The organism is Pseudomonas sputi, from assembly GCF_021603585.1.
GTDB lineage: Bacteria > Pseudomonadota > Gammaproteobacteria > Pseudomonadales > Pseudomonadaceae > Aquipseudomonas > Aquipseudomonas sputi.
In genome coordinates this window covers 20698-32850 of record NZ_BQHI01000013.1, presented here as the reverse complement: position 1 = coordinate 32850, position 12153 = coordinate 20698, and the positions used below count along the sequence as shown (strand labels likewise).

The window sequence follows — 12153 nt, the reverse complement described above, 5'->3', positions numbered from 1 at the left end:
CAGGTGACCAAACCTGAATCGCTGATTGGGCAGCGACACTCACAACTATAGATTTGGGCTAACAGGCGCCGATAGAAGACAAGGCGCCGCCGCGTGTAGGAACGGGATGCAGATTCGGGCAGGCCGTTCCTACAGATCAATCACGATTTTCAACGAATCGCCCGATACCCCTCAACATCCAGCACACTCGTCGTCAACCCGGTCGCCGGGGTGTAGATCCCGCCCCTCACCGTCGAGAACGGCACGCCTTTGCTGCCCAGCGATACGTAGCGTTCGCCTTGATCCAGCTCGGTGAACCAGGTGTAGGAGCACTTCTCCATGGCCTTGTATTTCGCTGCCGCGTTGACGATGGCGGCGGTGTGGTTGCGAAGGTCGGCGTCGGTGAGGTTGAGGTTCTTGTCGAGGACGGTGCCCCAGCGTTTCAGGCAGACCTCGGCAAAGTGGCGGACGATGAGGCCGGGTTCGGCCAGCACTTTTGGACCACTGTTGCCGTCGGCGGAGGCGTTACCGACCAGGGTGGCGTGACGGCCGGGCATGGGGAAGATGCTGGTCTTGGTGCCGGTCGCGGTTTGCGGGATGACGCAGCTGAAACCCTTGGAACGTTCATCCCGAGCGTAGAACCCCACATACTCCTTTACGTTGGTGTTGAGTTTCACCCGGTGTTCCTGAAAGTTACCGATACCTGGCACCGGGTCAACGGCAAAGATATTCACTGGAATATTTTTCAGTGCGCGGTCGTTGAACATGGCATTGGCCAGCATGTGACAACTGATACCGCCACGACTCCAGCCCACCAGATTGACTTTGGTTGGAATAACGCCGTCTTTGCGAAAGGTTTTGATAATTTGCTCCTGCAACTTCTGTTGCGTGACGCTGCGATCGCCATAGTTATATTTACGCCACAGCCAGGAGCCTTCGACTTTCACATCTTCAATCGGGATGCCGGCGGCTTTGAGGCGGTTGTACTCCGCCTCGGTCAGTTGCTGGCGCTGCCAGTCGCATTGGCCTTTGATGATGTTTACCGCGTGCTGGACGTTTTCCTCCCAGCCCTTGCCGAACAAGGTTCCGCTGAGCCCGTAATCCTTGGATTGGGTGAACAGTTCATCGGCTTGCAGGTTGCTGGTGCCGGGGCCGTCGACCACGATCCAGTCGGCGAACTCGCGTCCGGTGTGATGAGAGGCCAGTGTGGAGACCAATTCCCCATTCCAATAGTTAACGTGTGCATTATCAAACTTGGTCGATCCTGTACCGCAGAAGAAAATAGTTAGGGTCGTCATGTTATTGCTCTTGGTTGATGTAAGAGCAGACAAGCTAGTTCCGATTTTTGTTGTAATGGAAGCGATGGGTTGTTGCGAACTTTGTAAGTTTGGCTGGCGGCGTTAGTTGTTTATTCGTTGTCTGGCAACGTCCAGCAAATCACAACCGTCCTGGGTCAATAAATAAAGCGCATTGACGATGTTGGGGATGTCTTTTACATCGGCCTGTTTGAAACACAAGCAGTAAAGAGTTTCCAGCAAATCGCTGGCGGCACGCAGGCGTTGATCGGCGGCATTGAGCAGGTCGCCCGGTTTTGCTTCGGTGTCGATAACCAATACCGGTTGGTCATTGTCGCAAGTCTTGAGAGGGCGAAAACGGGTATTCAGCGGTTTGTACATATTCATGATCAAGGTGTGTCCCTTACGAAGCGCTTCGGTGAGCCGACACAGTGTTTCAGTCGCGCCAGCCACTATAGAAGGGCGCTGAGCGCAGGGACAAGACGGCCGCAATGGACAGATTTCGTAAGGGTTTTTCCACGATATGGGCATTTGCCCTACATGTTTTTCCGGTTTTTCAAAGCCAAACCCTTATTGGCGAATTTTCCGACGTGATTATCAGGCGTTTCAGAGTAAACCTCTGTATGGTGCGCGCCAGAATCCGTAGGGCGTTTCCAGGCGTCCGACACAGACTTAAAGGGAATTAGGTATGCAGTGGCTACGAATGGCCTCGATCATTTTGCTGTGGGTGAGTGGCTGTCGTCTGGCGTTGGCCTCCGACACGGGCAACGGGTTGGTGCTCGCCAACCTGGAGCGCACCGGTTGGCCCGACGCGCTTGCGACTCAGGCCGACATCGACACAGCTGCCCGCGCTGAGGTGCTGGTTTTCGGCAAGGCTCTGTTGGCGAGCGAAGCCCTGGACGAGCCGGAACTCACACAACGACTGGGCGTGCAGCAAATGCAGCTCAAGACGATCAGGCAAGTGCGCGACGGTCTGTGGGATCGCTTGCTCAACACCTATCGCAACGCCAGCAATCACTGCGACGGGCAAGCATTTTGCCCCCGGGTGCGCAGCGTTGCCGACTTGCGTCAACTGTCGGCAGCCTTCACCGGCGATATCAGCCCGGCTCATGCACAATGGGCAAGCAAGAGCCTCGATGTGCATGAGCGGGTACTGGATGAGCAACTGCGGGTAGCCGTATTGCGGCCCTGACACAGCGCTTGCGGCGGTTACGTCGAGGGCGCTTCGGTGAGGGTCACGACGCTGGCCAGGATCGGCGGAAAATCGTCGGGAGAGGGCGTACAGCCTCCCAGCAGCAGGGAGGCCAGGATCAGGGCGAGGGGCAGTTTGAAGGTGTTCGACATGTTCACTCCTTGGTAAAAATCCATGCGCATGAGCCGTCCTGGCTCAAGGCGTGACGCACATTACCCTCGGGTCGATTCACGCGGCGATGAACAAAGTGTTTCATTTGTTTGATCCCTTGGCGTCGTTGACGACCCTGTATCATCCCGTATCGATTTGCCCCCCGACCTTTTCTCGACCCGCTGCGATCGCCCGCTAGGCTGTTGGCATGACAGCGGTCAACGGAGTGACAGCGAATGCACAACACCCTGGAACAGGTTTTCGGTTATCCACAGTTTCGGCCCGGTCAGGAGGCCGCGATCAGCGCTGTTCTCGCCGGGCGCTCGGCAGCCGCGATCTTTCCCACCGGCTCCGGCAAGTCCCTTTGTTACCAGGTTCCGGCGCTCTTGCTGCCGCATCTGACGCTGGTGGTCTCACCGCTGCTGGCGCTGATGCAGGATCAGCTCGAGTTTTTGCGACGGCACGGGATATCCGCAGGCAGCATCGATTCGGCCCAGAGCCGTGAAGACGCCAACGATGTGATGGCCCGCGCCCGTTCGGGCGAACTGAAGATTCTGATGATTTCGGTGGAGCGCCTGAAGAACGAGCGCTTTCGCAACTTTTTGCAGCAGGTGCCGATTTCGCTGCTGGTGGTGGACGAAGCGCACTGCATCTCCGAATGGGGCCACAATTTCCGCCCCGACTACCTCAAGCTGCCGGACTACCAGCACCAGTTCAATATCCCGCAGACCCTGTTGCTGACCGCTACGGCGACGCCGAAGGTCATCGCCGACATGCAGACGAAATTCGCCATCGCGGCAGAAGATGTGGTGACCACCGGTTTCTACCGGCCCAACCTCAATCTGCTGGTCGAACCAGTGCGTGGGCAGGACAAGCGCCGACGGCTGGTGGAGTGGATGAACGAGCGTGCGGGCCAGCCGAGCATCGTCTACGTCACTCTGCAGAAAACCGCCGAGCAGATTGCCGAACACCTTGAGCGCAATGGCATTCAGGCCGAGGCTTACCACGCCGGATTGCCCCATGAGCAACGGGACGCCATCCAGAAGCGCTTCATGGGTGGGCTGTCCAATTGCATCGTCGCCACTATTGCCTTCGGCATGGGCATCGACAAGAGCGACATCCGCAACGTGGTGCATTTCGACCTGCCCAAATCCATCGAAAACTACAGCCAGGAAATCGGCCGCGCCGGACGTGACGGGCAACCGTCCGACTGCCTGGTACTGGCCAACCGCGACAGCCTCAACGTGCTGGAGAACTTCGTGTATGGCGACACGCCGGAACAGGACGGCATTCGTCATGTGCTGGACGAGTTGCAGGCCGCCGCGCCGGAAGGCCAGTGGGAATTTCTGCTCGGGCCGCTGGCGGATCAGAGCAACATTCGCTCGTTGCCTTTGAAGACGTTGCTGGTGCAGCTGGAGTTGCGAGGACTGATTGCCCCGCGCTACGCGTACTACGCTGAATACCGTTTCAAATACCTGTTGGAACCGGATGCGTTGCTTGAGCGTTTCGAGGGCGAGCGCAGGGATTTCGTCGCTGCGATCATCCAGACCTCAAGCCGCGCGCGCACTTGGGCCACGGTGAATTTCGAGGCGATGTACGAGCAGTATTCGGCCGAACGCAATCGGGTGGTGAAGGCGCTGGACTACTTCCAGGAAAAGGGCTGGGTCGAGCTTGAAAGCAAGCAGATGACCGAGGTCTACAACGTCCTGCGCGACGACTTCGACAGCCAGGCCTTGAGCGCTGAACTGCATGACTATTTCACCCGTCATGAGCAAACCGAAGTGGCGCGGATTCACGCCATGCTTGAGCTGTTCGCCACCGAGCGATGTCTCGGTTACCGGTTAGCCGACTATTTTGGCGATCACAATGCGCCCGAGCAGTGCGGACATTGTTCTGTGTGCCACGGGCAAGTCGCCCGGCTCCCGGCACCTCCGGAGTTACCAGCGCTTGTGGATAAAAGTTTTGCAGCGTTGTGTGGGGAGTTTATCCACAGGCATCAACAACTGACCGGCAGTGCTCCGTCGGCCGAGCGGCTGACCCGGTTCCTGTGCGGAATCAGCGTGCCGCTATTTACCAAACTCAAGGCGCGGGCCATTTCCGGATTTGCGGCGCTGGAGGAATATCCCTACGCCGAGGTTCGGGCCTGGGCTCAGACGCATCTTTGAGATTGCGAATCCATCTGCTGAATGTCGATCATCACGGTAATGAACTTCAAAAATGCCCGGTGGCTGACTATGGTGATGGCTGTCTTCGGATCGCCAACAAGAGAACAACATGAGCCAGACATCCTTCGCTATTCAGCAGGCCGCCGTGATCGGCGCCGGCACCATGGGCCGCGGCATTGTCATGTGCCTGGCCAATGCCGGCGTACCCGTGCAGTGGGTCGATAACAATCCACAGATGCTCGAGCAGGCGCTGGCCACCGTGGCCGAGACCTATGCGCACAACGTGCGGCAGGGGCGGATTGATCAGGCCGAGGCCGATGCCCGGATCGCCCGTGTGAGTGCGGCGGCGGACTACGTGGCGATCCGTAATGTCGATCTGGTGATCGAAGCGGTGTACGAAAACCTTGAGCTCAAGCAGAAGATCTTCCGCGAGCTCGATGGCGTGCTGAAGCCCGAGGCGCTGCTGGCGAGCAATACTTCGGCGCTGGACATCGACGCCATTGCCGCCGCGACACGGCGACCGGCTCAAGTGCTGGGCCTGCATTTCTTCAGCCCGGCGCACATCATGAAATTGCTTGAAATAGTCCGTGGCGCACAAACTTCTCCGGCTGTGCTTGAGGCTGCGCTTGAGCTGGGCAAGCGCATGGGCAAGGTCAGTGTGGTGTCGGGCAACTGCCACGGTTTTATCGGCAACCGCATGCTGCATCCGTATGTGCTCGAAGCGCGCAAGATGTTGCTCGAAGGGGCGTACCCGCACCAGGTCGATGCGGCGTTGCAGAGCTTCGGTTTTGCCATGGGGCCGTTTCGCATGTACGACGTGGTCGGTATCGATCTTGAGTGGCGTGCCCGAGAGCTGGCCGGCAAAGGGCAGGACGCGCCCGAAGTTCAGGTGGATAACCGCTTGTGCGAACTGGGCCGCTTCGGTCAGAAGTCCGGCAACGGCTACTACCACTACGAGCCCGGCAGTCGTCAGGCCGAGCATGATCCAGAAGTCGATGCGCTGGTGTTGAACGTCAGCGAAGGGCTGGGCTTTCATCGCCGTGATATCGGCTCCGAGGAGATCCTTGAGCGGTGCCTGCTGGCGTTGGTCAACGAGGGTGCGAAGATCCTGCAGGAAGGGATTGCCGAATCGGCGCATGACATCGATCAGGTCTATCTGAATGGCTACGGCTTCCCGGCGGAACGGGGCGGGCCGATGGCCTGGGCGGATGATCAGGGGCTGGCCGACATTCACAAGCGCTTGCTGGCGCTGGAGACCCGGCAGGGCGATCACTGGCGGCCGGCGCCATTGATCGGCGAGCTGGCGGCGCGAGGCAAGGGTTTTTACCTTTAGACTGGGCAGATCACTTCAGGAATCGACACTGATGTCCAACCCGATGCCGCAACGCAGCGATTACCTGCACTTCCAGCCGATCACCACGCGCTGGCACGACAACGACGCCTATGGCCACGTCAACAACGTCACCTACTACAGCTTCTTCGACACAGCGGTGAACACCTACCTGATCCAGGTCGCAGGACTGGATATCCATGACGGCGAGGTGGTGGGGTTTGTGGTGAGTTCGTCCTGCGACTACTTCGCGTCGATCGCTTTTCCGGATCGAATCGAGATCGGCCTGCGGGTCGGCAAGCTGGGTAACAGTTCGGTGCAATACGAACTGGCGGTGTTCAAGGCTGACGAAGACGAGGCCTGTGCCGCCGGGCGCTTCGTGCATGTGTTTGTCGACCGGACGTCCAATCAGCCGGTGGCGATCCCGGCCCGATTGCGCGAAGCGCTGGAACGCCTGGTGGTTTGACGGGCAAAAAAAATCGCAGCCCGGGGGAGCTGCGATCTGGGTGTACCGGTCGATGAGGCCTGGCCTCAGTCGCGGTAATAGCGGTGGTGCTTGCGATGGCCATAGGCATGACCACGACCTGGGTGACGGTCGCGGTAGTAGCGACGATCATCATGGCGACGATCGTAACGACGATCATCGTCATCGCTCTTGTTGCCCATGTAGTTACCCAGCGCGCCACCCGCGCCACCGCCGGCTGCTGCGCCGATCAGGCTGCCGGTGGTGCCGCCCATGCTGCGGCCGACCACGTTGCCGCCGGCTGCGCCCAGCGCACCGCCGATGGCTGCTTCGCCACGGCTGCGCTTGTCGGCGCCCACCGCACTACCACCCGCGCCGCCCAGGGCTGCGCCAATGGTTGAACCTGTGCTGCCACCTAACGATTGACCGACGACCGAGCCAAGAACCCCGCCCAATGCGCCGCCCACACCTGCTTCGGTGGTGCCTCCGGCAGAAGCGAAGCCACTGACCAGGCCAAGGGACAACAAGAGAATCGAGGAGAACTTCATAGAGGAGCCTCAAAGGGATGACGGCGCGATCCTGAGGCTCTGGATGGGGTGTGACAATCGAAATCCGACGAATAACACGACCTGTATGCATTTCTGCAAGTTACTGATTTTTGGGCGGAACTTTACGGTTTTTCGCCGGTCTTTAGCTACTTCAGACAGGCCGCTTTGTGAGCAAAGCGGCCTTTTTTGTGGGCGTTTGAAAAGAGTGTTCGAGATATATCGAGTCCGATTTGCGGACGCAGAGCGTCCAAGGCTGCGTCCCCACGCAGAGCGTGGGAACGATCAGGGTCAGGCCGGTTTGGCCATGATCAGCCCCGTTTCACTCGCCGCTTCCAGGCGAATGGCAATGAACTTCGACGTCGGCGTATGGCTGCCGTCCCCGGTGCTTTCCAGCGGCACCAACGGGTTCACCTCGGGGTAGTAAGCGGCTGCCTGCCCTGCAGGAATATCGAACGCCAGCAGCGTGAAGCCTTTCACCCGGCGTTCGCGGCCATCGTCCCACAGCGACACGATGTCAGCCTTCTGCCCCGGCTTGAAGCCCAGACGAATGATGTCCGCCTCGTTGGCGAACAGCACGTCACGCTGTCCCTTCACTCCGCGATAACGATCGTCGAGGCCGTAGATGGTGGTGTTGTACTGATCGTGAGAGCGCATCGATTGCAGGATCAGGTCCGGCAATTTGCCGGTGGCGCGGGTGCGTTCGTGGATCAGGTCCTTGGGCAGCATGTTCGGCTTGAAGTTGGCCCGGCCCGAGGTGGTGTTCCACTTGCGCGCACCGGCGCTGTTGCCGAGGTAGAAACCACCCGGGTTCTTGACCTTCTCGTTGAAATCCTTGAAGCCCGGAATGGTGTCGGCGATCAGCTCGCGGATGCGCCGGTAGTCGGCCACCAGCCAGTTCCAGTCCACCGGTTTGCTGCCCAGGGTCGCGGCGGCGATGCCGGCGATGATCGACGGCTCCGAGCGCATCTGGTTCGACAGCGGCTGCAATTGGCCGTTGGAGGCGTGCACCATGCTGAACGAGTCTTCCACGGTGACGGCTTGCGGGCCTTCGGTCTGGATGTCGATGTCGGTACGGCCCAGGCACGGCAGGATCAGCGCGTCCTTGCCGTGGGCCAGATGGCTGCGATTGAGCTTGGTGCTGATCTGCACGGTCAGGTCACAGTTGCTCAGGGCCTGGAAGGTGCGCGGGCTGTCCGGCGTGGCTTGGGCAAAGTTGCCGCCCAGGCCGATGAACACCTTGGCGCGACCTTCAGCCATCGCGTGAATCGCTTCGACCACGTTATGCCCGTTGTGGCGCGGTACCTTGAACTGGAAGCGACGCTCCAGGGCATCGAGGAACGCCACCGGTGGACGCTCGTTGATGCCCATGGTGCGATCGCCCTGCACGTTACTGTGGCCGCGCACCGGGCACAGACCGGCGCCAGGCTTGCCGATGTTGCCGCGCAGCAGCATCAGGTTGGCGATTTCCTGGATGGTCGGCACCGAGTGGCGATGCTGGGTGATGCCCATCGCCCAGCACATGATCACGTTCTTGCCTTTGGCGTACATGCGCGCCGCCTGTTCGATTTCCACCAGGGGCAGGCCGGACTGCGCGACGATCTGCTCCCACGGTGTGTCGTCGACGACACCGAGGTATTCCAGCACGTCGACGCTGTGCTCATTGAGGAAGTCGTGATCGAACACCGCCGGTGCGCCAGACTTCTGTGCATCGCGCTCCCATTGCAGCAGGAACTTGGCCATGCCGCGCAGCACCGCCATGTCGCCGCCCAGCGCGGGGCGGAAGTATGCGGTGTTGGTCGGTTTGTCGCCGTTGGTGAGCATTTCCAACGGGTGCTGTGGATGCTGGAAGCGTTCCAGGCCGCGCTCTTTCAGCGGGTTGACGCACACCACCTGGGCGCCGCGTTTCACCGCTTCGCGCAGGGGTTCAAGCATGCGTGGGTGGTTGGTGCCCGGGTTCTGGCCCCAGACAAAAATCGCATCGGCGTGTTCGAAGTCGTCGAAGGTCACGGTGCCTTTGCCAACGCCGACACTCTGCGCCAGCGCCACGCCGCTGGCCTCGTGGCACATGTTCGAGCAGTCGGGGAAGTTGTTGGTGCCGAAGGCGCGCACGAACAGTTGATACAGGTACGCCGCTTCATTGCTGGCGCGGCCCGAGGTGTAGAACTCGGCCTGATCCGGGCTCGACAGCGCTTGCAGGTGTTTGCCGATCAGCGCGTAGGCATCGTCCCAACTGATGGGTTTATAGCGATCGGTTTCAGCGTCATACACCAGCGGCTCGGTCAGACGACCCTGATACTCGAGCCAGTAGTCGCTCTGTTCCAGCAACGAGGTGACGCTGTGCTTGGCGAAGAACTTGCCGTCCACTCGCCGCTTGGTCGCTTCCCAATTCACCGCCTTGGCGCCGTTCTCGCAGAACTTGACCATGCCGCTTTCCGGCGAATCGCCCCAGGCGCAGCCCGGGCAGTCGAAGCCGCCGTTCTGGTTGGTCTTGAGCATCATGCGCAGGTTTTTCAGCGCGTTGTCGCTGGTCAGCCAGGCCTGGGCCACGCTGATCAGGGCGCCCCAGCCACCGGCCGGGCCCTTGTAAGGCTTGTAGCGCGGAACGGGTTTCTGGTCGGCTTGATGATGTTGGCTCACGGGTGTTTCTCCATTTCTGGGCTATACACCCGCGGCGCATTCTTCTGCGGCAGGTGGATGAGATTGAGGTTGTGGCGTCGCGCCCATTGCACGGCGAGACCGGTGGGCGCGGACAGGCTGACCAGGGTCTGAATCCCGGCCCGCAGGACTTTCTGGATCAATTCGAGGCTGCAACGGCTGGTGACTATCGCCAGGCCGTCGGCTGTGGATATCTTTTGCCGGATCAGGCCACCGATCAGCTTGTCGAGGGCGTTGTGCCGGCCGATGTCTTCGCGGCCCAGCAGCAATTCACCGCTGGCGTTCATGAACACCGCTGCGTGCACCGCACCGCAATGCTGGCCCAGCGGCTGGAACGCACCGATGCGCTGGCGCAGACCGTCGAGCCATTCGATGGGCGGCAAGGGGGCGCCGGGCAAAACCTTGAGATCAGGCAGTGCCTGTTCAACCGCCTCCACGCCGCACAACCCGCAACCACTGGTGCCGGCCAGTTGTCGCCGCTGCTGCTTGAGGTTCCAGAAGGCGCGGTTGGCGATGGTCACTTGCGCGTATTGCGCCGAGCCTGAACCGCTCAGTTGCAGGTCGTAGATGTCCGAGGTGTCTTCGATGATGCCGCTGCCGAGGCTGAAGCCGACGATGAAGTCTTCAAGGTCGGTCGGCGTCACCAGCATCACGGCCTGACTGATGCCGTTGTAGGCAATCGCCAACGCGACTTCTTCGGCCAGCGCGGTGCTGGCCGATTCCGTGAGGGGGAGATCGCTGTAACTGTAGGTCTGACTGGCAGCAGGCGCGGGCGTTTCGAGAGCAGGCGCCGCGCAGGCCGGGCGCTTGGCGTTCATGGCATCACCGACGGATTGATCAACGTTAAGACTAGGCGCGGCAAGATGTCGCGTCTAATCGCTAGTGTCGATCCTTCGATAGATGCCGTCGATCAAGCGTCCGTTGGTGATTTTTGATAAAGCGCGAAACAGGCCTCGGCGAGCGCTGATCGGGGTGCCCCGCGACGCATGATCAGGCCCAGTCGGGCGAGGGTTTGGGCGTTTTCGATGGGTTGCAGGCGCAGGTTGTCCGTGAGGTTTTCCAGACCGCCATCCAGTGGCATCACCGCGCAGCACAAGCCGCCGTGCACAGCTTGCAACAATTGGTGGACGGCGTCGGTTTGCAGTAACGGCTGCGGCGTCAGACCACGGCTGTGGAAGTTATGGTCGATGGACTGGCGAAAATGCATGCCGCTGTTAAGCATGCCCAAGGGCAGCTCGATCAGCGACTCCCAACTCAGCGGCGCTTGGCCAAAGCTGAAAAACCGCTGGTCGTAGAGCAGGCCCATCTGCGTTTCGCTGAACGCCAGGGATTCAAACCGCTCGCCGTCGAGGCGGTCCAGGTAAGACACGCCAATGTCGATGCGGTTGTTCGCCAGTTGCTCCAGCACCTGTTCGGAGCTCAGCGAGGACAGTTCGAAGCGCAGGTTCGGGTGTTGTGCGTGCAGGCGTTGCATCAGCGGCAGTGCATCGAAACTCGACAATGGCACCACGCCCAGCCGCAGAGTACCGATCAGGTTGCCGCGACAGGCTGCCGCTTCGGCCTGCAAACCGTCATAAGCCGCCAGCACCGTACGCGCCCAGGCCAGCACCCGTTCGCCCGGCGCGGTAAACCCTTCGAAGCGCTGGCCACGGTTGACCAGTGGCAGGTCGAGTTCCTCTTCGAGACTGCGCAGGCGCATCGACAGGGTCGGCTGGGTGATGTGGCAGCGGGCGGCGGCCTGGCCGAAATGGCGGGTTTCGTCGAGGGCGATGAGGAATTTCAGCTGCTTGATGTCCATCTTCGCTCCGGGGCGCTGGCAAGGTTGGGCGATTCTACCGCTTGAGTGACGGCAGGGTCATTGGTCGGCTTGGAACCGGGTTTGTCCGAGGTGGTCTAGGCTTGGGCGTCTGGAACCCAAATCAAGGAGTGTGCGCCATGAGTCTATTGAGCTTTGTTAAAGAAGCGGGTGAGAAATTGCTCGACCTGCTGACCCCCGGCAACGCCAATGCCAGCGAGCAATTGAAAGAACACATCAGCAAGGTCGGGTTGGGTAACCCGAATGTCCAGGCAACCGTGGACGGGGACAAGGTGACCGTTACCGGTGAAGTGGCGAGCCAGGAAGAGAAAGAGAAGATTCTTCTGGCAGTGGGTAACATCGCCGGCGTCGGCAGTGTCGACGACCAGATCACCGTGACCGGGCCGGTTGTGGCGGCGGCGCGTTTTGTGGTCGTGAAGAAGGGCGACACCCTCAGCGCGATTTCCCTGGCGATGTATGGCAACGCCAACCAGTACAACAAGATTTTCGAGGCCAACAAGCCAATGCTGTCACACCCGGACAAGATTTATCCGGGGCAGACGCTGCGTATTCCCGAGTAA

General features: G+C 60.2%; 12 protein-coding genes. 5 read left to right on the top strand and 7 right to left on the bottom strand.

The features are described from left to right. Window positions 1-149: 149 nt before the first annotated feature. Window positions 150-1277, bottom strand: a complete 1128-nt coding sequence (locus tag L6D81_RS18290) for a hypothetical protein (protein ID WP_236181425.1) — start codon at window positions 1275-1277, stop codon at window positions 150-152. 102 nt (window positions 1278-1379) lie between these two features. Further along, window positions 1380-1661 (bottom strand): hypothetical protein, encoded by a 282-nt coding sequence (locus tag L6D81_RS18285; RefSeq protein ID WP_236181338.1) that lies wholly within the window; start codon window positions 1659-1661, stop codon window positions 1380-1382. A gap of 301 nt (window positions 1662-1962) precedes the next feature. On the opposite strand from L6D81_RS18285, the gene L6D81_RS18280 reads away from it, so the two are divergent. After that, window positions 1963-2466 carry a polysaccharide deacetylase gene (locus tag L6D81_RS18280; protein WP_236181337.1) on the top strand — a complete coding sequence of 168 codons (504 nt, stop codon included), beginning with the start codon at window positions 1963-1965 and terminating at the stop codon, window positions 2464-2466. Window positions 2467-2483: 17 nt separating this feature from the next. Here the strand turns inward: L6D81_RS18280 and L6D81_RS29525 are convergent, their stop codons facing one another. Further along, entirely contained in the window at window positions 2484-2618 is a 135-nt protein-coding gene (locus L6D81_RS29525; RefSeq protein ID WP_276574216.1) for a hypothetical protein, read from the bottom strand. A 234-nt stretch (window positions 2619-2852) separates the two neighbouring features. Between L6D81_RS29525 and L6D81_RS18275 the strand changes: the two genes are divergently transcribed. From L6D81_RS18275 to L6D81_RS18265, 3 genes are all read left to right on the top strand, one after another. Next, on the top strand, window positions 2853-4781 hold the full coding sequence (locus L6D81_RS18275) for a RecQ family ATP-dependent DNA helicase (protein ID WP_236181336.1): 1929 nt from the start codon (window positions 2853-2855) through the stop codon (window positions 4779-4781). A 109-nt stretch (window positions 4782-4890) separates the two neighbouring features. Beyond that, entirely contained in the window at window positions 4891-6114 is a 1224-nt protein-coding gene (locus L6D81_RS18270; RefSeq protein WP_236181335.1) for a 3-hydroxyacyl-CoA dehydrogenase, read from the top strand. 31 nt (window positions 6115-6145) lie between these two features. Then, a complete protein-coding gene (locus tag L6D81_RS18265) occupies window positions 6146-6577 on the top strand; it encodes an acyl-CoA thioesterase (protein ID WP_236181334.1) in 432 nt (143 codons plus the stop codon). Window positions 6578-6642: 65 nt separating this feature from the next. Here L6D81_RS18265 and L6D81_RS18260 read toward each other — a convergent pair whose 3' ends face one another. The 4 genes from L6D81_RS18260 to L6D81_RS18245 form a co-directional block, all read right to left on the bottom strand. Continuing rightward, a complete protein-coding gene (locus L6D81_RS18260) occupies window positions 6643-7122 on the bottom strand; it encodes a glycine zipper domain-containing protein (protein ID WP_085698021.1) in 480 nt (159 codons plus the stop codon). 288 nt (window positions 7123-7410) lie between these two features. Continuing rightward, window positions 7411-9759 carry an FdhF/YdeP family oxidoreductase gene (locus L6D81_RS18255; protein WP_236181333.1) on the bottom strand — a complete coding sequence of 783 codons (2349 nt, stop codon included), beginning with the start codon at window positions 9757-9759 and terminating at the stop codon, window positions 7411-7413. Continuing rightward, complete coding sequence (gene fdhD, locus L6D81_RS18250; protein ID WP_236181332.1) at window positions 9756-10595, bottom strand: formate dehydrogenase accessory sulfurtransferase FdhD; 840 nt, start codon at window positions 10593-10595, stop codon at window positions 9756-9758. The genes L6D81_RS18255 and fdhD overlap by 4 nt, the downstream gene beginning before the upstream one ends. A 92-nt stretch (window positions 10596-10687) precedes the next feature. After that, the gene (locus L6D81_RS18245) at window positions 10688-11575 is read right to left on the bottom strand and encodes a LysR family transcriptional regulator (RefSeq protein ID WP_236181331.1); all 888 of its coding nucleotides are present in this window, start codon (window positions 11573-11575) and stop codon (window positions 10688-10690) included. Between the two features lie 137 nt (window positions 11576-11712). Between L6D81_RS18245 and lysM the strand changes: the two genes are divergently transcribed. Next, window positions 11713-12153 (top strand): peptidoglycan-binding protein LysM, encoded by a 441-nt coding sequence (gene lysM / locus L6D81_RS18240; RefSeq protein WP_236181330.1) that lies wholly within the window; start codon window positions 11713-11715, stop codon window positions 12151-12153.